Source organism: Microbacterium sp. M3, assembly GCF_033548675.1.
Taxonomy (GTDB): domain Bacteria; phylum Actinomycetota; class Actinomycetes; order Actinomycetales; family Microbacteriaceae; genus Microbacterium; species Microbacterium arthrosphaerae.
The window spans coordinates 36693-58101 of sequence record NZ_JAWTZT010000006.1 but is presented as its reverse complement, the minus strand read 5'-3'; the positions used below and the strand labels follow the sequence as shown (position 1 = coordinate 58101).

Below are 21409 nucleotides of genomic sequence, written 5' to 3'. Positions count from 1 at the left end.
TCGGCTCAGCGAGCCGTGTGGTCTGCGTATGCACCGACGAGGCGCACCGCGCCGCCGTCGACGCCCTTGGCGCCCTGCTCCCAGTCACCGTCCGGGCGCGCGCCCGTGCGGACGACGCCCACCTGCCACGTGGCGATGCCTGCGCGGGAGAGAGCGGATGCCGCGGCCTCGGCCTTCTCGGGGGCGACGACTGCGAGGAACCCGATGCCGAGGTTCCACGTGCCCTCTGTCGACTCGAGATCGAGGTCGCCGAGGTCGGCGAGCACGCGGAACACCGGTGACGGCGACCAGGTGGAGCGGTCGACCTCGACCCAGGTGTCCTGCGGGAGCACGCGGGCGAGGTTGGCCGCGATCCCGCCGCCGGTCACGTGGCTCAGCGCGTGGACCCGGTCGCCGTGGTCGGCGATGAGGCGCAGCAGCGGCTGGGTGTAGAGGCGGGTGGGCTCGAGCAGGGCCTCGCCCCACGTCGTGCCGAGGTCGGCGGCGTTGTCGCCGTACTGGATCCCGGCGCCGGCGACGATGTGCCGCACCAGCGAGTAGCCATTGGAGTGCAGGCCCGAGCTCGCAAGCGCCAGCACCACGTCGCCGTCGCGGACGCGCTCGGCGCCCAGCACGCGGTCGGCCTCGACGATGCCGGTGGCGGCGCCCGCCACGTCGTAGTCGTTGACCCCGAGGAGCCCGGGGTGCTCAGCGGTCTCGCCGCCGACGAGGGCGGTGCCGGTCTCGGCGCAGCCGGCCGCGATGCCGCGCACGATGTCGGCGATGCGCTCGGGGAAGACCTTGCCGCACGCGATGTAGTCGGTCATGAAGAGCGGCTTCGCCCCCACCACGACGATGTCGTCGACGACCATGCCGACGAGGTCCTGACCGATCGTGTCGTGCTTGTCGATGGCCTGGGCGATCGCCACCTTCGTGCCGACGCCGTCGGTGCTCGTGGCGAGCAGCGGCTTGGCGTACGCCTTGAGCGCGCTCGCGTCGAAGAGCCCGGCGAAGCCGCCGACGCCCCCGAGCACCTCGGGGCCGTGCGTGCGGCGCACGGCCGACTTCATCAGCTCGACGGCGAGGTCGCCGGCGGCGGTGTCGACACCAGCAGCCGCGTACGGGTTCACCGGCTGAGGGGGTGCGCCTTTTTCAGGGCGGGAGAGGGCATCGCGTTCGGATGAGGCCACGGCTACCAGCCTACCGGCGGCCTACCTGAGTGGATGCCCGCATTGCGTCATCGAGAGCCCCGCCCGACACGGGGGTCCGGCGCGGCGCGGGCCGCGGCATCCGCTCGAATCCGGGGCGACGGGATGCCGGATGCCGGGGCTCGACGTCGCAACCCGGATCTACAATGAACGACATGGGCGGCGCCGGTGCTCCGGAGTGGCTGATCCGCGAAGACGCCGGTCAGCCGGTGCTTCTCGCCCTCTACCTGCGGCAGGTGCTCGGCATCCGGTCACCCGAGGAGCTTCCGCACCTGCGGGGCATCCCGCCGCGGGCCAATGACCGCTCCGAGGAGTCCCAGTCCGCGCTCGAGCGGCAGTGGCGCGAGTTCTGGGCGATGACGGTCGAGCCGCAGGCGCATCCGTCGCCCGTTCCCCTCGATCTCGTCGAGGGCTTCGACACCGTGCTGGCGCTTCCGGTCGAGGGCTGCGACGAGCTGCGGGCCGCGTTCGAGCCGCACGCGGCCGACGCCCTCGAGTTCGCGCGGGCGGCGCACGGCCGCTACCGCAAAGAGGCCTCGCACAGCACCGGAACGGCCTACCGCGCGTACGCCGGAGCCATCGCCGAGCACGAGCGGCAGGTCGGGCGCCGTGCGCACTCGTTCGAGCTGAACGTGCAGGTGCTGCCGCTGAACCAGCGCGGGGTGTGGTGGATCGGGTCGCTCACGATCGCCGTCACCGACGGTCTGCGGGGCGACGTGGCTGCGTTCGACGCCGCGATCCACCCGATCATCGCCGAGCTGGCGTAGCGGGTCTGCGGCTGCGGGTTTCCGCTGGCGGGTGCGGCCGGGCGTACGGGTCAGCGGCGGGGGCTTAGGGGTCAGTGACCGGGGCCGTGGCCGTTCGAGCCGGGCTCGGGGTCGACGTGGACGGACTCGTGGTCGACGGCGATCTCGTGCGTGTGACGGCGCGAGCGGCGGTCGAAGATGAGCGCGACGATGCCGCCGAGCGCGATGCCGATGGGCGCGCAGATCAGCACCAGGAAGCCGAACACCTGTCCCTGCGTGTACTCGACGCCGGTGTTGGGACTGACCTCTGCGGTGCCGTTGAACGCGAACGTCAGGATCATCGCGACGAGGACGCCGAGGGCGGCGCCCAGGATCAGGAACACCGAGATCTTCGGCGCCCGGCGCACGCGCACGGTCTCGATGCGGTCTCGGCTGTGCTCGGGCATGCCTCCATTGTCCCACCGTCCGCACCGCCCCCGGCGCGCGCGGACGCCCTAGGGGCGGAGTGGAAGCAGCGTGGAGATGTCGGCGCGCGTGCCCGAGGCGCTGATGCGGCCGGCGGTCGCGGCATCCGTCCAATGCTCCGCGCCGGTGGCGAGCGCGATCCACGTCGCCGGGTCGGTCTCGACGACGTTCGGCGGTGTGCCGCGCGTATGCCGCGGCCCCTCGATCACCTGCACCGCGCCGAACGGCGGCACGCGCACCTCGACGGAGTTGCCCGGCGCCTTCTCGGCGAGCAGCTGCAGCAAGTAGCGCACGGCCGTGGCGTTGTCGGTGCGGGAAGGCGGAGCGGATGCCGCCGCCGCCGCTCGGACCGCGGCGAGCGCCGCGCGTCCGTCGTCGGTCGAGATCTTGCGGGCCACGGAGCCAGGCTACGCCGCCGTCCGGGTCCGCAACTCAGGATGAATGCTCCCCGGACCCGGTCCTGGGAGCCTCCGGCCGCAACCATCCTGAGTTGCGAACGAGGCGCGGGACCGGCGCCTCCACCACCGCCCGGTCCGCAACTCAGGATGAATGCTCCCCGGACGCGGTTCTCGGCCCCTCCGGCCACAACCATCCTGAGTTGCGAACGGGGCGCGGGACCGATGCCTCGCCTGCCGGATTCAGCCTGAGGGCGCTCGACACCGCTGCGCGGCCCCGAAAGCCCGCGCCCGCGACCAGCGAGGCTGAATCCGGCAGGTGAGGATGCCGCGACCAACGGACTGAATCCGTCGAGTGGCAGCGCGGGCTGCGGCGACCCGGCGACTCGGGCCGGCCGAAACAGCGCGGAGGGCCGCCGGTAGGCTGGGGCGCGTGAAGATCCTGGTCCTCGGCTCGGGCGCGCGGGAGCACGCCATCATCCTCGCTCTGCGGTCGGAGGAGGCCGAGCACGAGATCTTCGCGGCTCCCGGCAACGCGGGCATCGCGCAGGATGCGCGGTTGGTCGCGCTCGACGCGAACGACCCGGTCGCCGTCGCCAACTTCGCGCTCGACAACGACATCGCGCTCGTCGTGATCGGCCCCGAGGCGCCGCTCGTCGCGGGCGTGGCCGACGCGCTGCGCGAGCGCGGCATCCCGGCGTTCGGCCCGGGCAAGGCGGCCGCGCAGCTCGAGGGGTCGAAGGCCTTCGCGAAGCGGATCATGGAGGCCGCCGGGGTTCCGACCGGCCGCGCCGTGCGCGCCCACACGCGCGCCGAGGTCGAGGCCGCGTTCGACGAGCTCGGCGCTCCGCACGTCGTGAAGGCCGACGGTCTGGCCGCCGGCAAGGGCGTCATCGTCACGTCCGACCGCGCTGCCGCCCTCGCGCACGCCGACGAGTACCTGCCGTCGGGCCCCGTGCTGGTCGAGGAGTTCCTCGCCGGCCCCGAGGTGTCGCTCTTCTTCCTCAGCGACGGCGACCACGTGCTGCCGCTCAGCCCGGCGCAGGACTACAAGCGCCTGCTCGACGGCGACGAGGGCCCCAACACCGGCGGCATGGGCGCCTACTCCCCCCTCCCCTGGCTCGACGGGCGGTTCGGCAGCGAGGGCGAGTTCGTCGATCTCGTCACGCGTGACATCGCCGAGCCGGTCATCCGACAGTTGGATGCCGAGGGCACGCCGTTCATCGGCCTCCTCTACGCGGGCCTCATCCTGACCGACGCGGGCGTGAAGGTCATCGAGTTCAACGCGCGGTTCGGCGATCCCGAGACCCAGGTCGTGCTGCCGCGGCTCGTCGATCCGCTGTCGGAGCTGCTGCTGGCCGCGGCATCCGGTCATCTGGAGGATCTGCCGCGCCCCGCGTTCGCCGACGACGTCGCGGTCACCGTGGTGCTCGCGAGCGAGGGCTACCCGGCGTCGCCGGTGACCGGCCGGGGGCTGAGCAATCTGCGCGCGGCAGAAGCCCTCGACGGCGTGCACCTCGCCCACGCCGCCACCTCCGAGACCGACGGCGGCCTCGTCGCCACGGGTGGCCGCGTGCTCAACGTCGTCGCCGTCGGCACGACGTTCGCCGCGGCCCGCGACCGCGCCTACCGCGCCCTCGGCGAGATCGGCCTCGAGGGCGGCCAGCACCGCACCGACATCGCCGCCCGGGTCGCCGAAGGTCTCTGACCATGCGGCGCGCATCCGCTGTCGGCTCGCTCGCGCTGCTGCTGACTCTGGTGGCCGGGACGGCCACCGCCTGCGCGGCCGTCGACGTCGAGGGCCCCGGACAGGAGCTCATGGACCAGGCCCAGCAGGTCGCGAACGAGGCGCTGGTGGCAGCGGCCCAGACAGGGCTGGAGGCGTTGCAGGCGAGCGGCGCCCTCACCGAGGAAACAGTGCGCGACGCGCTCGAGGCCGCTGGAGCGGCCGACGTCGAGACGCGCATCGCCGGTGACAGCCTCCTGTTCGGCGCCGCGGTCTCGGGCGGGTGCGTCTACGGATCGGTGGATGTGTCGGGCGGCGTGACGGTCGACCTCGGCGGCGTGAACACCGACGGCGGGTGCCTGCGCGAGCCCTGATACGCGCCGGATCGCCGGCGCATTTCGCGGCGGGGTCGGCCGATCGGACGAGACGGTTGAAGCCGGGCGGCCGATGTGGCGCGGCATCCGTCCTCGCGAGTATGGGCGCATGACAACCGCCATCACTCGCCCGCGGCCCGCGCGGCGTCGGCCCGAATGGCTCGTGCCCGCCGGGCTCATCACCCTGAGTCTCGTGCCGATGGTGGCCGGGTCGGCACGGCTGTCCGAGCTCGCGACGGGCGCCGCCGTCACCGCGGAGAACGCCCGCTTCTTCGACTCGCCGGTCCCCATCGTCGCGCACATCATCGGGTCGAGCGTCTTCCTCGTCCTCGGCGCGCTGCAGTTCGCACCGTCGCTGCGGCGCCGACGCTGGCATCGCATCGCCGGTCGCGTCGTCGCACCGGCGGGCCTGGTCTCGGCGCTCTCCGCGCTGTGGATGACGCTGTTCTACGACCTGCCCGACGCGGTGACAGGTCCGGGACTGCCGATGGTGCGCGTCGTGCTCGGCACCGCGATGGCGGGCGCGATCGTGGTGGCGTTCGTCGCCATCCGTCGCGGCGACGTGCGCACGCACACCGCATGGATGACGCGGGCCTACGCGATCGGCCTGGGTGCGGGGACGCAGGTGCTCGTGTTCCTCCCCTACACCCTGCTGGCCGGGACGCCCGCCCCGCTCACGCACACGCTGCTCATGACCGCGGGGTGGGTGATCAACCTCGTCGTCGCCGAGGTCGTGATCCGGCGCCGCGGCCGCTCCCGCGCGGGGCGCAGGGGCGCCCGGCTGGCGACGCCCGGTGCCCGCCTATCATGAGGGCATGACGAGCCCCGTCCGCGCGCTCTGGGACGCGCCCGCGGCGGTTCCCGGCCCGCCGCGGCGCGTCTGGCGGGACTGGGCGCTCGTCGTCGGGATCCCCGCACTCGCGGTGGTCGAGGCATCCGTCCGCCCCGAGGTGCCGGCGCGCTGGCTGTGGGCCGTCGTGCTCGCGCTGCTCGCCCCCACGCTGCTGTGGCGGCGCTCGCGTCCCTTCACGATGCTCGCGATCGCCTTCGCGGTCGGCACCGCCGTCGGGGTCGCGACGGCGGGCGACCCGCAGCTGTACACGACGGCGTACCTCCTGATCCTGCTCTACGCGGTGTTCCGGTGGGGGTCCGGGCGGGCGATGATCGCCGGCGGTGCCCTCGTCGTCATCGGGATGCTGCTCACCTTCCTCACTTCCGTTCCCGAGGTCGCCGACATCATCGGCGGCGCCGCGGTCGCCGTGACCACGAGCACACTCGGGCTCGCCGTGCGCTGGCGGCGGCGTGCGCGCACTCGCGAACTCGACCAGGTGCGCCTGCTCGAGCGCGAGCAGCTCGCCCGCGATCTCCACGACACCGTGGCGCACCACGTCTCGGCGATCGCGATCCAGGCTCAGGCCGGCGCCGCCGTCGCCGCGGCAGACCCGGGCGCGACCATACGGGTGCTGCACGCGATCGAGGCGGAGGCATCACGGACGCTCCGCGAGATGCGCGCGATGGTGGGCGTGCTCCGCGCCACGGACGCGGTGGTCGTTCCCACGCCCGGGCTCGAAGAGATCCGCGCGCTCGCGACAACGGATGACGCGGCGAGCGAGGGCTTGGGCGCAGGCTCGGGCGCGACCCCGGGCTCGCGCCGCGGCCCGGAGGCCGTCGGCCCGGAGGCCGGGAGCGGCCCGGAGGCCGCCGGCCCGGCCGTGACCGTGCGGCTCTGCGGCGACCTCGACACCGTGCCCCCGCCGGTGGCGGCCGCGGTCTTCCGGATCGCGCAGGAGGCCGTCACCAACGCACGCCGTCACGCCCGTGACGCGACCCGGATCACGGTCGGCGTCGATGTCGACGCCGTGGCGGTGCGGCTCGAGGTGCGCGATGACGGGGTGGCCGCGGCATCCGCTCCTCCTGCGGGCTACGGGCTCACCGGCATGCGCGAGCGCGCGGCGCTGCTCGGCGGCACATGCGAGGCCCGGCCGGCGACCGACGGCCGCGGCTGGGTGGTCACCGCGATGCTCCCTCGGGCAGGGTGGACGACGTGAGCGTGCGCGTAGTGGTCGCCGACGACCAGGATCTGGTGCGGACGGGGCTCCGCATGATCCTCGACGTCCAGCCCGACATCGAGGTCGTCGGCGAGGCCGCCGACGGTGCGGAGGCCGTCGCCCTGGCCCGGAGCCTGCGGCCGGACGTGTGCCTGCTCGACATCCGGATGCCGGTGATGGACGGCCTCGCGGCGACCCGCGCGCTCGCCGGCCCCGATGTCGCCGACCCGATCCCGGTCGTCGTGATCACGACCTTCGACCTCGACGAGTACGTGTACGAGGCGCTGCGCGCCGGTGCTCGAGGGTTCCTGCTCAAGGACGCCGGGGCGGTGCTGCTGGCCGAGGCGGTGCGCGCGGCGGCACGCGGCGATGCGCTGATCGACCCGAACGTCACGGTGCGGCTCATCGAGGCCTTCGCCGGTTCCGCGCCGACCCCGCCGACGGCGCCGTCGAGCCCCCTCACCGAGCGCGAGGAGGCCGTGCTCGCCGGTGTCGCCCGCGGGCTCGGCAACAGCGAGATCGGCGACGAGCTGCACGTCTCGCTGAGCACCGTGAAGACGCACCTCGCGAGCATCATGACGAAGCTCGGCGCCCGCAACCGGGTCGAGCTCGCGATCTGGGCGCACGAGCGCGGACGCGGCAGGCGCTGACCCGCACGGTGTGGCCCGAGCGCGTCGCCTGGAGACATGTGAACGCCGGCGCCGTGTGCTGGGGGACGCACGACGCCGGCGTTGGGGCGACGCCCGGGATCGACGATCCACCAGGCGTCCAGGACCCGAGCTGGGGGACTCAGGTCTGACGACGGATGAAGCGCATCAGCCACGCGATCACCGCGATGATGATGATCACCAGGCCGATCCACAGCAGGAACTTCGCCGCTTCGATGAACACACCGAGCAGCAGAAGCACGATTCCGACGATGAGCAGGATCACTGCGAGTCCGGTCATGACCCCATGGTGAGCCGCATCCCGGGCACCGACCAACCACTTGACACCCCGCCGCGACAGGGCTAGCGGCTCGCGCGACGGGTGCGGTGGCGGTCCGTCGTGGCCGTGCGCGGAGCACACCCGTGCCTCCGAAGCGCTCGCGCGGTGTCGGGGCTCGGCCGTACCCTGTCGCCATGACAGACGCGGCCGCGGTGGAGCGCGCTCACGACATCTTCGACCCGCTCGCGGCCGGGTACCTGGCGCGGCCCGGTGTCGACATCGGCCCGATGTTCGGCAGCGAGGGCCTGCGCATCCGCGGCAAGGTGTTCGCCTTCGTCGGCTACCGCGGATCGCTCGTGGTCAAGGTGCCCGAGGCCCGCGCCGACGAGCTGGTCGAGTCGGGGACGGCCGAGCGCATGGAGATGCGCGGGCGCGCGATGCGCGAGTGGGTGCTGATCGGCCCCGAGGCCGCGCACGCATGGGGCCCGCTGATGGCGGATGCCTACGCCTTCGTCGACGAGATCACGCCCTCCTGAGCCTCGTCACCCCGTCGGCGTCTCACCGGCCCGCTCGACGATGACACCGACCTGCGTGCGGTTGCGCGCACCGAGCTTCAGCCGCGCCTGCTGGATGTGCGCCTTCGCCGTCGAGAGGGCGACGTGCATCGTCTGGGCAATCTCGCCATCGGTCGCCCCGGCAGCGACGAGCCGTGCCGCCTCGCGCTCGCGGTCGGTCAGGTTCGCGAACTGCGCAGCCGCGCCGCGGCGCGCTTCGCGGTCGGCCTCCGAGGCGAGGCGCTCCAGCAGCGCGCGTGTGTGCCGCGGCGAGAGGAAGGCGTCGCCGCGCGCGACGGTGAGCACCGCCTCGGCGAGCGCGTCGGGCGCGGCGTCTTTGAGGATGTAGCCGTAAGCGCCGGCATCCAGCATCCGCTGCACCATCTCGGCCGACGCGAGGCTCGTCATCGCGACGACCTGGGTATCGACCGCGGCGAGCAGCGCGCGGGTCGCCTCGACGCCGTCCATGCCCGGCATCTGGATGTCCATCAGCACGACATCGGTGCGCGTCGCGCGGGCGAGCTCAAGCGCCTCCATGCCGCTCGCGGCCGTCCCGACGACGTCGATGGCCGGATGCGGGCTCAGGATGCCCGTGACGGCGGCCCGGACGAGGAAGTCGTCGTCCACCACGAGCACGCGCACCGGATGCTGGTCGTCGACGGGAGACACCCCGCCACCATATCGGCGGCGCGGTCGCTCTCAGGGGCGGTCGCGCCAGGGCAGGCTCACGTCCGTCACAAAACGGCCGGCGTGCGGGCCGATCCACGCCGTGCCGTCGACCGAGGCGGCGCGTTCGCGGATGCCGAGCAGTCCGCGCCCGCCGCTCGGCACGCCGGTGGCGACGGGCACGAGGGCGTTCTCCACGCGAACGCGGACGCCGCGATCCGGTGCCGCATCGACCGTCAGCGACACCGTCGCGCCTGGGGCGTGCTTGATCGCGTTCGTCAGGCTCTCCTGGACGATCCGGAAAGCGGCGGCATCGACCGCCGGGCTCAGTCGCTCGATCCCTTCGACGACGACGTACGCGTCGACGCGATGACCGCCGGCGCGCAGCTCCGAGATCATCGCCGCGAGCCCGCGCAGCGATGCCGGGGGCAGCACCTCGTCGCCGGCGGCATCAGAGCGCAGGCCGCCGACGACGTCGCGAACGTCCTCCAGTGCGGCGTGAGCCTGGCGCCGCACCGTGCGAGCCCATTCGGTGAGCGCCGGGTCGACGGTCGTGCCGGCCTGGGCCTCGAACGCACCGGCCGCGAGCGCCACCGACGACAGCCGGTGCCCCAGGCCGTCATGCAGGTCGCGCGCGATGCGCTCGCGCTCGGCCTGCCGCGCCACCTGCATGTCGAGCGCGTCGGCGCGCTCGTGCTCAAAATCCGCGCGGACGCGGCTGACGGATGCCTCGATCCGAGCGCGTCGGTAGGCGACGAGTCCTGCCACCAGGCCGAGCGACAGGACCGCGATGACCGCAGCCGCGACGTTCCAGACGGGCGAAGCATCGGTGTATGGCGCATTGTCGAACGTCCACGCCAGCGCTCCGCCCCAGGCGGTGAACGCCTCCCGCAACACGAACAGAGCCACGGCGGCGACGGTGAGCGAGCCGATGAGCGGGGTGCGGCGGGGCCACCGGATCAACGCGTGGTAGACGCCGACCAATGCCAGGACGTACGAGACGCCCACCAGCATCAGCAGGCCCCCGGCGGCGACGACCGCGATCGGGATGCGCACGCGGACGAACACCGTCGTCCAGCAGGCGATCGCGACCAGCGCGATCATCACGCCGAGTCGCGTGATCTGCGCCTGCGGCTCGTCGCCTCCGGTCAGCGTGGCGGCGCCCGGCACATTGATCACGCAGTACATGTCGCACAGCGCGCCGAGCACGAGGATCAGCACCGATCGACCGACACGTCCGACGCGCGCGAACCGGCGGAGAGCGGGGCGCGCTGCGACGGTCATGGCTCCGAGCCTAGAGAGCGCCGGCGACGCCGGCCGCCTTCGAACGTCCCGACATCTCCGGCCGATCGACCGGGGCGTTCCGGCCGTTTGGAGGAGGCGAGCGCGGGTGATACCCCGGCACTGTGTCACAGAGCCGCCCGCTACGACTGCATGACTGGCGGCGCATATAGACTCCATCCGCAGATGAGAGCCTTCTCATCTTCAGGTTCCGAAGGGAAATCACATGTCGTTCGACACCACGCAGCCCCCCTCTCCCACGGGTCCGGCGGTTCCGCCGCCGGCCGGGCCGCCGGTGAACGCGGCACCGCCTGCAACCACGCGCGTCCACCCGCTCGGCTGGGTCGCGCTGGGCGCGGCAGTGCTGGGCTTCATCTTCGCGTGCATTCCGGGTGCGCTGTTCGTGGGCTGGATCCTGCTGCCCGTCGGGTTCGTCCTGGGTATCGTCGCCATCGTGCTGAAGGGCAAGAAGTGGCCCGGCATCGTGGCGCTCGTTCTCAGCATCGTGGGCACGATCGTCGGCTTCGTGGTCTTCTTCTCCCTCGCGGCGGCAGCCGTCAGCGACGCCATCGGGGACTCCACCGGCACCTCGGTGACAGCACCCAGCGAGGATGCCGCAGCTGACGAGGCTGTCGAGGAGCCCGCGGCCGAGACCGGAGCCTCACGCGACAACCCCGCACCGCTGGGATCGGTCATCAGCGGGGACGAGTGGGACGTCACTGTCAACAGCGTCACGCTCGGCGCGACCGACCAGGTCCTCGCGGCGAACATGGTCAACCAGAGCCCCGAGGCCGGCTACGAGTACATCCTCATCAACGTCACCGCGACGTACACGGGTGCGGACAAGGGCATGCCCGCGCTCACGTCGGTCAACTACGTCACGCCGGACGGTGTGACCATCGACGGCCTCGACTCCTTCGCCGTCGCGCCGGAGCCGCTCGACACGCTGTCCGAGCTGTACACCGGCGCATCGGCGACCGGCAACATCGCACTGGCGGTGCCAAGCGCCACCGCCGACGCCGGTGTGCTCGTCGTCACGCCGGGGATCCTCGCGGACGACGTCTTCGTCGCCGTCAAGTGATCAGGGAAAGGGTGCGTCGCCTCCCGAGGCGGCGCACCCTTTCGCATTGCGACGCTCATCCACGTGCCCCACGAAATCCGGCGCCGCGCGCCGGGATAATGGACGGGTGACGGCGAACCCCTCCTCCTCGACCGAGCTCCCCGGCTGGCGCCACGCCTACTCGGGTAAGGTGCGCGACCTCTACGTGCCGGCCGATTCCGCGCCGGGGTCGGGCACGGAGCCCGAGGCCAGGCCCGCCCGCATGCTCGTCGTCGCGAGCGACCGGGTGAGCGCCTTCGACCACGTGCTCTCGCCCGGCATCCCCGGGAAGGGCGAGCTGCTCACCACCCTCAGCCTGTGGTGGTTCGACCAGCTGGCCGGTGCGGACGGCGGCCGCGGCATCCCGAACCATCTCGTCGCCACGCGCAGCCTCGGCCTCGGCGCCGACGGCGAGGCCGGCACCGACGACGACGTGCAGAGCCTGATCCCCGACGCCGTGACGGGCCGGGCTATGGTCGTGAAGAGCCTCGACATGCTGCCTATCGAGTGCGTCGTGCGCGGGTACCTCACCGGGTCGGGCTGGGCGGAGTACCGCGAGAGCGGCACCGTGTGCGGCATCGCGCTGCCCGCGGGCCTGTCGAACGGCGACCGCCTTCCCGAGCCGATCTACACGCCGGCCTACAAGGCGCCGATGGGCGAGCACGATGAGAACATCTCGTACGAGCGCACGGTCGACCTGGTCGGCGAAGACCGGGCCGCCGAGCTGCGCGACCTGTCTCTCGAGATCTACCACCGGGCGGCGGCCACCGCCGAAGCGCACGGCGTGATCCTCGCCGACACCAAGTTCGAGTTCGGCGTCGATGAGAACGGCGTCCTGACGCTCGCCGATGAGGTGCTCACCAGCGACTCGTCCCGGTATTGGGATGCCGCGGCCTGGGCGTCCGGAACCACCCCCGAGCAGCGCATGGCCAGCTTCGACAAGCAGATCGTGCGCGACTGGCTGGCCGCGAACTGGCCCGCGCCCCGCGAGGGCGAGCCGCCGAGCCTGCCCGCGGATGTGATCGAGCGCACCACCGCCCGCTACCGCGAGCTGCTCGAGCGCCTCACCGCGGCCTGATCCCCGGCCCGGGCGTTGAGAAGACGCGTCGGGAACGCTCCCGCGTGCCGACGCGGCGCGCCGCTAGTGTGAGCGCAGCACACCCCCCGAGCGCAAGGAGCGAGCGCGCATGCCACTGTGGACCCTTCACGGCAACGGCCGGACCGTCGAGCCGGACAAGGTGGTGAAACCCGACGAGCGGCTGAACTGGCCGGCGACGATCGCGATCGGCGCGCAGCACGTCATCGCCATGTTCGGGGCCACCTTCCTCGTGCCGGTGCTGACGGGCTTCCCCGTCTCGACCACGCTGCTCTTCTCGGGCATCGGGACCCTGCTGTTCCTGCTCATCACGAAGAACCGCCTCCCCAGCTATCTCGGCTCCTCGTTCGCCTTCATCGCGCCGGTCACCGCGGCGACCGCGTCGCAGGGCATGGGCTCGGCGCTCGCGGGCATCGTCGCGGTCGGCGTGCTGCTCGCGGCCGTCGGCTTCATCGTGCAGTTCGCGGGCCTCGGCTGGATCGAGAAGCTCATGCCGCCCGTGGTCGCCGGTGCGATCGTCGCGCTCATCGGCTTCAACCTCGCGCCGGTCGCGTGGCAGAGCTACCAGCAGGCGCCCGTCACGGCGACGATCACGCTCGTCGCGGTCATCCTCTTCAGCGTGCTGTTCCGCGGATTCCTCGGGCGCATCTCGATCTTCCTCGGCGTCATCGTGGGCTACATCGCGGCGCTGATCTTCGGCGAGGTGAACTTCGACGCCGTCAACGAACTCGTCGCCGACGGCCAGTGGTTCGGCCTCCCGACGTTCGCCTTCCCCACCTTCGGTGAGCCGGGCACCTGGAGCGTCATCGCGATGTTCCTGCCGGTCGTGCTCGTGCTCATCGCCGAGAACGTCGGACACGTGCGCGGCGTCGCGACCATGACCGAGGCATCCGTCAACAAGTACACCGGCCGGGCGCTCATCGCCGATGGCGCGGCGACCGTGCTCGCGGGCACCTTCGGCGGTTCGGGCACGACGACGTACGGCGAGAACATCGGCGTCATGGCGGCGACGCGCGTGTACTCCACGGCGGCGTACTGGGTGGCGGGCCTCTTCGCCATCCTGCTGTCGCTCTCGCCGGTGGTGGGCGCGGTGTTCAACTCGATCCCCGCCGGCGTGCTGGGCGGCGTGACCACCGCGCTGTACGGCCTCATCGGCATCATCGGCATCAAGATCTGGGTCGACAACCGCGTCGACTTCTCGCGCCCGGTGAACCAGTACACCGCCGCCGTCTCGCTCGTGATCGCCATCGCCGGCTTCACGATGGTGTGGGGCGACTTCCAGCTCGGCGCCATCGTGATCGGTGCCGCCGCCGCCCTGCTGATCTACCACCTCGGCAACCTCATCGCCCGCTGGCGCAAGACCGGCGCCGACGACGGCGGCCCGATCCCCGCGGTGGGCCAGCTCGGCGGCGACCCGCAGGACACCCCGGTGCGCTGACCGCGGCCCGGGGCGGGACCCGGCGCTGACCCCCAGGGCGCCCCACCGCGCGGTCTGGGCCTGACGCGGCGCCCGGGTCACCGGCGCCGATGTCCCGAAATCTCTCGACCATGTCCCACTTTCGTTCCCATCCGCGCCCCTTTGGGAACGAAAGTGGGACATGCCCGCGCAGGGTGGGGGAATGGGGGACGGATGCCGGGGGTTATACATTCACATGAATGCACAATCCGCACCGGCCGACCGTCTCGCCGCCGCCACCGCTATGGGCGCGGTCACGCTCCTCGTCGGCGACCTCGACGGCATGACCGCGTTCTACCGGGACGTGATCACGCTGCAGGTGATCTCGGCCAACGGCGACCGCGTCGTGCTCGGCCGCGCGGGGCGGCCGGTCGTGGTGCTCCAGCATGAGCCCGCGCTCCGGCACGCGACCCCCGGATCGGCCGGGCTGTTCCACACCGCCATCCTCTTCGACACGCAGGAGGCCCTGGCCGCAGCGCTCTACAGCGTCGCCCGGCACGCACCGCAGACCTTCACCGGCTCAGCAGACCACCTGGTGAGCCAGGCGTTCTACCTCACCGACCCCGAGGGCAACGGCGTGGAGCTCTACTGGGACCGCGCCCGCACCGACTGGTCGTGGACGCACGGCAGCGTCGAGATGGCGACGCTCTACCTCGACCCGAACGCCTTCCTCGACGAGCACCTCACCGAGCGGGCCGCGGGCGGCGGCACCGCGGAGGACGCGGCATCCGTCGGTCACGTGCATCTGTCAGTCGGCGATGTCGCCACCGCGCGCGCGTTCTACGTCGACGCGCTCGGGTTCGACCAGACCGCCGCGATGGGCGACCAGGCCCTCTTCGTCAGCGCGGGCGGATACCACCACCACATGGCGATGAACGTGTGGAACTCCCGCGGCGCCGGTCCTCGCATGCCCGCACTCGGCCTCGGCCGCGTCGACCTGTCGCTGCCCGATGCCGACGCACTCGGCGAGCTGTCGGAGCGCCTGCGTCATCACGGCCTCGAGGTGCGCGACGACGGACGCACGGTCTCGTTCGACGACCCGTGGCGCAACCTCCTGCACGCGACGGTCCCCGGCCGCGGCTGACCCCGGCTCGCACCCCCACCCCCGCTCACCTGTCACAACATGCCGGCGCACCCGGCAACTCGCGACAGGTGAGCAGGCTTCAGCCAGGCCCCATCCCAACTCCTGAGCCAGGCCCCACTCCCGCTCACCTGCATGTTCCAGCCAGGCCTCGCCCCAGCTCGCGAGCCGGCCGGGTCAGACCGAGTCGCGGACGACCAGCTCGGTCTCGAGGATCGTGACGTGACGCGGATGCCGCCCCGCGAGCAGGTCGAGGAGCACCGTCGCCATGCGCTCCCCCTGCGCGAACGACGGCTGGCGCATCGTGGTGAGCGGCGGGCTCACCGACGTGGCGACCGGCGAATCGTCGAAGCCGATGACCGCGACGTCTTCGGGCACGCGCAGCCCTGCCGCCGCGAGCTCGGTCAGCACGCCCCGGGCCATGAGGTCGCTCGCGACGAACACCGCGTCGGGGCGCGCGCCCGAGCCGAGGATGCGGCGCATCGCGTCGGCGCCGCCGTCGGCGGTGAAGTTGCCGTCCTCGACGGCGATCTCGTCGAGCTGCCACGCGGCCAGCGCGTCGCGGTAGCCCTTGAGCCGGTCGACGCCGGCGGGCATGTCGCGGGGGCCGGTCACGGTCGCGATGCGGCTGCGTCCGCTCTCGATGAGGAACACCGTCGCGTCGTACGCCCCGCGCACGTTGTCGACGTCGACGTAGTAGTCCCGCTCGCGCTCGCGCACGGGACGGCCGCCGTAGACCACCGGCACCACGCTCGCGATGCGGTCGATGAACGTGTCGCTGGTGTGGTGCGAGACGACGATGGCACCGTCAACAGCCCCCGAGCGCACGTACGACGTGGTCTTGTCGCCCGGGTCGTCGCTCGCGATGAACAGGTTCAGCACGTAGTCCGAGCGGCTCAGGCGCGAGTTGATGCCCGACACGATCGCGGCGAAGAAGGGGTCGCCGAAGAAGCGCGTGGTGTCTTCGGGCACGATCAGCGCCACGGCGTGCGTCTTCTGGCTCGCGAGCGACCGCGCCGCGCGGTTGGGGACGTAGTTGAGCTCCGAGATCGCGCGCGTCACGGACTCCAGCGCCTCGGGGCTCACCGCGGTCGATCCGTTGACGACGCGCGAGACCGTCGATCGCGAGACCCCCGCCGCGGCGGCGACCTCCTCGATCGTCACGGCGTGACGACTGACGTCGGTGCTCATTCTGTCCCTCCTCCCGGATGCTACGACACGGCGACGACCTCGGGGAGCCGCTTGCCGTTGCATGACGGCGGATGCCGCCACCGGGCGCGTGCGCCGCGGCCCGGCTCTCCCCGCACGGCATCGGTCTCGAGCCGCCGCCGCTCCCGCGTCACGGGGCGGCGGCCGGCACCTCCACCGCCGTGCTCTCGAGCGCCCGGGCGCCGATGATGCGCTGGTACTCGAGGGCGCTGTCCTTCGGGGTGCGCTCCTGCGTGTCGTAGTCGACGTGCACGATGCCGAACCGCTTCTCGTACCCCCAGGCCCACTCGAAGTTGTCGAGCAGCGACCAGTAGAAGTAGCCGCGCACGTCGACACCCGCGTCGGCGGCGTCGAGGATCGCCCCGAGATGCCCGCGCAGGAACTCCACGCGATCGCCGTCGTGCACGTGCTTCACGCCGTCTTCGACGACGAGCTCGTCGTCGTACGCGGCGCCGTTCTCGGTGACGTACAGCACCGTGCCGGCCGGCTGCGCGTACTCGTCCCACACGCGCTGCAGCAGAGTGGTGAGCCCCTCGGGCTGCACCTCCCACTGCATCGGCGTGCGGGGCAGGCCGCGCTCGTGCCAGAAGATGCCCTCGTGCGACGGATACGGCGAGCGACCCGGGCGGTCGGTCGGCGCGTCCCCGCCGGTCGGCGGGTTCGCCGGCTCGTGTCCTCCGACGTACTCGCCGTGGTAGTAGTTCACGCCGAGCGTGTCGATCGGGGTCGCGATGGCCTCGAGGTCACCCGGACGGACCGCCGACTCCCAGGCGGCGATGGCTGCGGCATCCACCTTCCGGATGTCTTCGACCACGTCGGCCGGATACTGACCGCGGAAGATCGGGTCGAGGAACCAGCGGTTGAACTGCCCGTCGATGCGGCGGGCGGCGTCGAGGTCGGCCGGGTCGCTCTCGTCCACGGGCTCGGCGACGGTGAGGTTCAGCGTGATGCCGAGATTCAGCGACTCGTCGCGGGCGCGCAGCTCGCGCACGGCCTGGCCGTGCCCGAGCAGCAGGTGGTGCGCCGCGAGCACGCCCTCTTCGACGCTGTAGTGACCGGGGGCATGCATGCCCGCGGTGTAGCTGAGGAACGACGAGCACCATGGCTCGTTGAGCGTCGTCCACACGTTCACGCGGTCGCCGAGCGCGTCGTGCATCGTCAGCGCGTACTCGGTGAAGAGGTCGGCGGTGTCGCGGTTCGCCCAGCCGCCCTTCTCCTGCAGCGCCTGCGGCAGGTCCCAGTGGTAGAGCGTGAGCCACGGCAGGATGCCGGCTCCGAGCAGCTCGTCGACGAGTCGCTGGTAGAAATCGACGCCCTGGGCGTTGACCGCGCCGCCGTCGGGCCGCACACGCGACCACGACGTCGAGAAGCGGTAGGTCTGCAGACCCAGCTCCTTCATGAGCGCCACGTCGTCGGGATAGCGGTGGTAGTGGTCGCACGCCACGTCGCCGTTGTCGGCGTTGATGACGGCGCCGGGCACGCGGCAGAACGCGTCCCAGATCGAGTCGCGGCGGCCGTCCTCATGGGCGGCCCCCTCGATCTGGAAGGCGGCCGTCGCGGCGCCGAACAGGAACCCCTGAGGGAAGGAGCGCGAGCTCGCGGTCGTCATCAGCGGAGCGTCCTCTCGTGAAGCGATGGTCATCTGTCTATCAGCCCTTCACCGCGCCGGCCATGATGCCGCTGACGAGCTGCCGCCCGGTGAAGGCGAACACGATGAGGAGCGGAATGGTCGCGAGCAGCACCCCGGCCAGCACGACCGAGTAGTCGACGAAGTAGTTGGACTGCAGGAGCGAGAGCGCGACGGGCAGCGTCGGGCTCTGCCGGTCGAGCACGATGAAGGGCCAGAAGAACTGGTTCCACGCTCCCACGAAGGTGAAGAGGAACAGCATCGCGGCGGCGGGACGCGCGGCGGGCACGCCGACGGTCCAGAACGTGCGGAGCATGTTGGCCCCGTCCACGCGCGCCGCCTCGATCAGCTCGTCGGGCACCGTCTGCGACAGGTACTGCGTCATCCAGAACACGCCGAACGCGCTGGTGAGCGCGGGGATGATGATCGCGCCGATCTGACCGGTCCAGCCGAGGTCGGAGAACAGCAGATAGAGAGGCACGACGCCGAGCTGCATGGGCACCGCCATCGTCGCCACCACGAAGGCGAGCAGCCACTTGCCCCCGGGGAAGCGGAGCTTCGCGAAGGCCCAGCCGGCGAGGGTCGAGAAGAGGACGACGGATGCCGCGATCACGGTCGAGCTGAAGATCGAGTTCCACAGCGCCGGCCAGAAGTTGACCGCCGGGTCGTTGATCACCTTCAGCGCGTTGTCGATGAAGTTGCCGCCCGGCAGCCACGACATGTCGGGGTCGTTGATCGTCGAGGAGTCGCCCGAGCCGATCAGGAACGACCAGTAGTAGGGGAAGATCGCCGAGGCCACGACGACGCCGAGACCGACGTAGACCCAGAACCCGGCGCGCACACCGCGGATCTTGGTGGTGCGGTTGCGACGGCGGCCCGCGTGGGGGAGGTTCTCCTCGACGACGGCGAGGGGCGGGGTGTTGATGGCGCTCATCGCTGGGCTCCCTTCCGGCCCCGGCGTCCACGCTGGAGGACGCCCCGGCCGCCTTCGTCGCGCACGAGGGCACGGGTGATGGCGAGGTTGATGAGACCGATCGCCAGGATGATGATGAAGAGGATCCACGCCAGCGCCGCGGCCCGGCCGAAGTTGAACTCGCCCCAGCCGATGTTGTACAGGTACAGCGTGATCGTGAGCCACTGCCCGGCGGCGCCGCCGCGACCGGTCTGGTCGTACATGCGCGGCTCGTCGAAGATCTGCAGGCCGCCGATCGTCGAGGTGATGATCACGAAGATGAGCGTGGGCTTCAGCGACGGGAGCGTGATGCTCCAGAACTGGCGGAACGCGTTGGCGCCGTCGACGGTCGCCGCCTCGTAGTACTCGCGCGGCACGGCCTGCATCGCAGCGAGCAGGATGAGCGCGTTGTAGCCGGTCCAGCGGAAGTTGACCATCGTGGCGATCGCGACGTGGCTCCAGAACGGGTCCTTGTGCCACTGGATCGGCTCGAGGCCGATGCTGGTGAGGATGTTGTTCACCAGGCCGTGGTTGTCGCCGAACATGTTGCTGAAGATCAGCGCGACGGCGACCGGCGCCATGACGTACGGGAGCAGGACGCTCATCCGCCAGAAAGTCTTGGACCGGATGTTCTTGTCGAGCATGGCGGCGATGAACATCGCCAGGATGAGCTGCGGCACCGACGAGAGCAGGAAGATGCTGAAGGTGTTGCGCAGGGCGATCCAGAAGTCGGCCTGCGACAGGATCCAGATGTACTGGTCGAAGCCGACGAAGGTGCCGGAGTTGCGGACGAGGTCCCACTCCTGGAACGAGATGACCGCCGTGTAGACGATCGGGAAGAGTCCGACGATCGCGAAGAGGATGAAGAACGGCGAGATGTAGAGGTAGGGGGAGACCTTCAGATCCCAGCGGCTCAGGCGGTGGGAGAAGGAGAGGACGCGCGGCTGGCGCTCCGGATCGGGCCGATTGGCCGGCCCGGATGCCGTGGTGCGGGTGGCGGTCGTGGTCACCGGTGGCTCCGATTCGGGTGTGTCGAGAGTGGGCATGGAGGCGGAGTGCGTGCGAGCCGGGGGGACTCGCACGCACCCCGCTTCTGCTGTCGGATCGCGCCCGGGCGAGCGGGCGCGGTCGTCAGCCGCGACCTATCAGAAGGCCTCGACCTCGGCGACGTACGTGTTCCACGACGTCTGCGCGTCCTCGACACCGTCGAACACTCGCGTGATCGCGTCCTGGAGGGCGGTGTTGTACTTGAAGTAGTCCGCGCTCTTATACGGGGTGACCGAGATCGCCTCGGAGCGGTCCGCGAAGATCGTGCCGGTGGGCGCGTCCGCGAAGTACTCGTTGGTCGCGTCGGTGATGGATGCCGAGCTCTGCGCCTCGAGCGCGCTCGGGTAGGCGCCGACGTTCACGAACGTCTTCTCCTGCTGCTCCGGAGCGGTCAGCCAGTCGGCCAGGGCGAGGGCCGCCTCGACGTTCTTGCCGTTGGCGGGGACCGTCAGGTACGAGCCGCCCCAGTTGCCGCCGCCGTTGGGGAACGCGTTGGCGATCTCCCAGCCGGTGACCTCGGGCGCGTTGCCCGAGATGATGCCGAGCATCCACGGCGGGCACAGCATCGCCGCGAACTCGCCGTTCGCCATCGACGCGTTCCAGTCGTCCGACCACTGGCCCGAGTAGGCCGAGTTCGGGATGCCGCGCTCGACGACCAGGTTGTAGGCGTCCTCGAGCTCGGGGTTGTCGGTCGCGACGACGGTGCCGTCCGGCTCGTCGTACGGGAACTCGATCTGGTTGACGATGCCCTGGAACGCGGAGTTCGCGGAGTCGAGCATCGGCTTGCCGGTCGCGGCCTTGTACTGGTCGGCCAGGTCGAAGAACGTGTTCCAGTCGCCGTCGATCGCCGAGGCGACGTCGTCGGGCGTCGACGGCAGGCCCGCGGCGGCGAACAGGTCGGCGCGGTAGCAGACGGCCTGCGGGCCGATGTCGGTGCCGAAGCCGACCAGACGGCCGTCGGCGTCCGTGGCGGCCGCTTCCTTCCACTCGACCCAGCGGCCCTTGGCGCTGTCGGGCACCTCGGCGAGCAGGTCGGAGTACTGCATAGCCTCGGCGAACCAGTCGACCTCGACCGCCTCGATGTCGGCGAGGCCCTCCTTGCCGAGCTTCGCGAAGTAGTTCGTGCGGGCGTCGTCGGTGATGGCGGCCTTGTTGTGGACGATCTTCACGTTCGGGTTCTCGTCCATGTACTCCTGGAGGAGTTCATCGTCGTAGCCGAAGTCGTTGAACGTGGCGAGGGTCAGCGTGATCTGGCCGTCTTCGCCGCCGGCCTCGTCGCCGCCGCCGCCGGCGCAGCCGGCGAGGACGATGGCCGAAGCCGAGAATGCGGCGATTGCCACTGCGCTTCTGCGGAAGGCGCGTGCGTTCACTGTCACTCCTTTGTGTTGTCAGGGTCGTTGTGTTGCAGGACCGGCCCGGACGGGTGCCGTGGCCGTGGTGCCCGTGGGAGCGTTCCCACCGGACGAGACGCAA

The 21409-nt window shown here is 71.4% G+C and carries 22 protein-coding genes; 11 read left to right on the top strand and 11 right to left on the bottom strand.

Annotation, left to right across the window (positions count from 1 at the left end):
- Nucleotides 1-5: 5 nt before the first annotated feature.
- Nucleotides 6-1109 (bottom strand): phosphoribosylformylglycinamidine cyclo-ligase, encoded by a 1104-nt coding sequence (gene purM / locus R8Z57_RS16180; protein WP_318354858.1) that lies wholly within the window; start codon nt 1107-1109, stop codon nt 6-8.
- 233 nt (nt 1110-1342) lie between these two features.
- Between purM and R8Z57_RS16175 the strand changes: the two genes are divergently transcribed.
- Nucleotides 1343-1954: a zinc-binding alcohol dehydrogenase gene (locus R8Z57_RS16175; RefSeq protein ID WP_318354814.1), complete on the top strand. Its 612-nt coding sequence runs from the start codon at nt 1343-1345 to the stop codon at nt 1952-1954.
- Nucleotides 1955-2025: 71 nt separating this feature from the next.
- Here the strand turns inward: R8Z57_RS16175 and R8Z57_RS16170 are convergent, their stop codons facing one another.
- Together R8Z57_RS16170 and R8Z57_RS16165 are read right to left on the bottom strand one after the other, a co-directional pair.
- Complete coding sequence (locus R8Z57_RS16170) at nt 2026-2379, bottom strand: potassium transporter Trk (RefSeq protein ID WP_318354813.1); 354 nt, start codon at nt 2377-2379, stop codon at nt 2026-2028.
- 48 nt (nt 2380-2427) lie between these two features.
- A complete protein-coding gene (locus R8Z57_RS16165) occupies nt 2428-2796 on the bottom strand; it encodes a sterol carrier family protein (RefSeq protein WP_318354812.1) in 369 nt (122 codons plus the stop codon).
- Nucleotides 2797-3226: 430 nt separating this feature from the next.
- Here R8Z57_RS16165 and purD point away from each other — a divergent pair, with 430 nt between their 5' ends.
- From purD to R8Z57_RS16140, 5 genes are all read left to right on the top strand, one after another.
- A complete protein-coding gene (gene purD / locus R8Z57_RS16160; protein WP_318354811.1) occupies nt 3227-4501 on the top strand; it encodes a phosphoribosylamine--glycine ligase in 1275 nt (424 codons plus the stop codon).
- Between the two features lie 2 nt (nt 4502-4503).
- A complete protein-coding gene (locus tag R8Z57_RS16155) occupies nt 4504-4893 on the top strand; it encodes a hypothetical protein (protein WP_318354810.1) in 390 nt (129 codons plus the stop codon).
- 109 nt (nt 4894-5002) lie between these two features.
- On the top strand, nt 5003-5704 hold the full coding sequence (locus R8Z57_RS16150) for a DUF2306 domain-containing protein (protein WP_318354809.1): 702 nt from the start codon (nt 5003-5005) through the stop codon (nt 5702-5704).
- 4 nt (nt 5705-5708) lie between these two features.
- The gene (locus R8Z57_RS16145; RefSeq protein ID WP_318354808.1) at nt 5709-6941 is read left to right on the top strand and encodes a sensor histidine kinase; all 1233 of its coding nucleotides are present in this window, start codon (nt 5709-5711) and stop codon (nt 6939-6941) included.
- On the top strand, nt 6938-7591 hold the full coding sequence (locus R8Z57_RS16140) for a response regulator transcription factor (RefSeq protein WP_318354807.1): 654 nt from the start codon (nt 6938-6940) through the stop codon (nt 7589-7591). The genes R8Z57_RS16145 and R8Z57_RS16140 overlap by 4 nt, the downstream gene beginning before the upstream one ends.
- Nucleotides 7592-7730: 139 nt before the next feature.
- On the opposite strand, the gene R8Z57_RS16135 is transcribed toward R8Z57_RS16140, so the two are convergent.
- Entirely contained in the window at nt 7731-7889 is a 159-nt protein-coding gene (locus tag R8Z57_RS16135; RefSeq protein WP_308866175.1) for a hypothetical protein, read from the bottom strand.
- A 173-nt stretch (nt 7890-8062) separates the two neighbouring features.
- On the opposite strand from R8Z57_RS16135, the gene R8Z57_RS16130 reads away from it, so the two are divergent.
- Complete coding sequence (locus R8Z57_RS16130; protein ID WP_318354806.1) at nt 8063-8404, top strand: hypothetical protein; 342 nt, start codon at nt 8063-8065, stop codon at nt 8402-8404.
- Between the two features lie 6 nt (nt 8405-8410).
- Here R8Z57_RS16130 and R8Z57_RS16125 read toward each other — a convergent pair whose 3' ends face one another.
- Nucleotides 8411-9091: a response regulator transcription factor gene (locus R8Z57_RS16125; RefSeq protein WP_318354805.1), complete on the bottom strand. Its 681-nt coding sequence runs from the start codon at nt 9089-9091 to the stop codon at nt 8411-8413.
- Between the two features lie 30 nt (nt 9092-9121).
- On the bottom strand, nt 9122-10372 hold the full coding sequence (locus R8Z57_RS16120) for a sensor histidine kinase (RefSeq protein WP_318354804.1): 1251 nt from the start codon (nt 10370-10372) through the stop codon (nt 9122-9124).
- Nucleotides 10373-10595: 223 nt separating this feature from the next.
- Here R8Z57_RS16120 and R8Z57_RS16115 point away from each other — a divergent pair, with 223 nt between their 5' ends.
- The 4 genes from R8Z57_RS16115 to R8Z57_RS16100 all read left to right on the top strand — a co-directional run bounded on the left by R8Z57_RS16115 (nt 10596) and on the right by R8Z57_RS16100 (nt 15104).
- Nucleotides 10596-11450 carry a hypothetical protein gene (locus R8Z57_RS16115; RefSeq protein ID WP_318354803.1) on the top strand — a complete coding sequence of 285 codons (855 nt, stop codon included), beginning with the start codon at nt 10596-10598 and terminating at the stop codon, nt 11448-11450.
- A gap of 106 nt (nt 11451-11556) precedes the next feature.
- Nucleotides 11557-12546 carry a phosphoribosylaminoimidazolesuccinocarboxamide synthase gene (locus tag R8Z57_RS16110; protein WP_318354802.1) on the top strand — a complete coding sequence of 330 codons (990 nt, stop codon included), beginning with the start codon at nt 11557-11559 and terminating at the stop codon, nt 12544-12546.
- Between the two features lie 109 nt (nt 12547-12655).
- Entirely contained in the window at nt 12656-14002 is a 1347-nt protein-coding gene (locus R8Z57_RS16105) for a uracil-xanthine permease family protein (RefSeq protein ID WP_318354801.1), read from the top strand.
- A gap of 214 nt (nt 14003-14216) precedes the next feature.
- On the top strand, nt 14217-15104 hold the full coding sequence (locus R8Z57_RS16100; RefSeq protein ID WP_318354800.1) for a VOC family protein: 888 nt from the start codon (nt 14217-14219) through the stop codon (nt 15102-15104).
- 174 nt (nt 15105-15278) lie between these two features.
- Here R8Z57_RS16100 and R8Z57_RS16095 read toward each other — a convergent pair whose 3' ends face one another.
- The 5 genes from R8Z57_RS16095 to R8Z57_RS16075 all read right to left on the bottom strand — a co-directional run bounded on the left by R8Z57_RS16095 (nt 15279) and on the right by R8Z57_RS16075 (nt 21276).
- On the bottom strand, nt 15279-16292 hold the full coding sequence (locus R8Z57_RS16095; RefSeq protein WP_318354799.1) for a LacI family DNA-binding transcriptional regulator: 1014 nt from the start codon (nt 16290-16292) through the stop codon (nt 15279-15281).
- A 148-nt stretch (nt 16293-16440) separates the two neighbouring features.
- Nucleotides 16441-17919, bottom strand: coding sequence for a glycoside hydrolase family 1 protein (locus R8Z57_RS16090; protein ID WP_318354798.1), 1479 nt, complete (start codon nt 17917-17919; stop codon nt 16441-16443).
- A 40-nt stretch (nt 17920-17959) separates the two neighbouring features.
- Nucleotides 17960-18871, bottom strand: coding sequence for a carbohydrate ABC transporter permease (locus tag R8Z57_RS16085; protein WP_318354797.1), 912 nt, complete (start codon nt 18869-18871; stop codon nt 17960-17962).
- Nucleotides 18868-19935 (bottom strand): carbohydrate ABC transporter permease, encoded by a 1068-nt coding sequence (locus R8Z57_RS16080; protein WP_404810355.1) that lies wholly within the window; start codon nt 19933-19935, stop codon nt 18868-18870. The genes R8Z57_RS16085 and R8Z57_RS16080 overlap by 4 nt, the downstream gene beginning before the upstream one ends.
- Nucleotides 19936-20034: 99 nt before the next feature.
- Entirely contained in the window at nt 20035-21276 is a 1242-nt protein-coding gene (locus R8Z57_RS16075; RefSeq protein WP_318354795.1) for an ABC transporter substrate-binding protein, read from the bottom strand.
- Nucleotides 21277-21409: the final 133 nt, after the last annotated feature.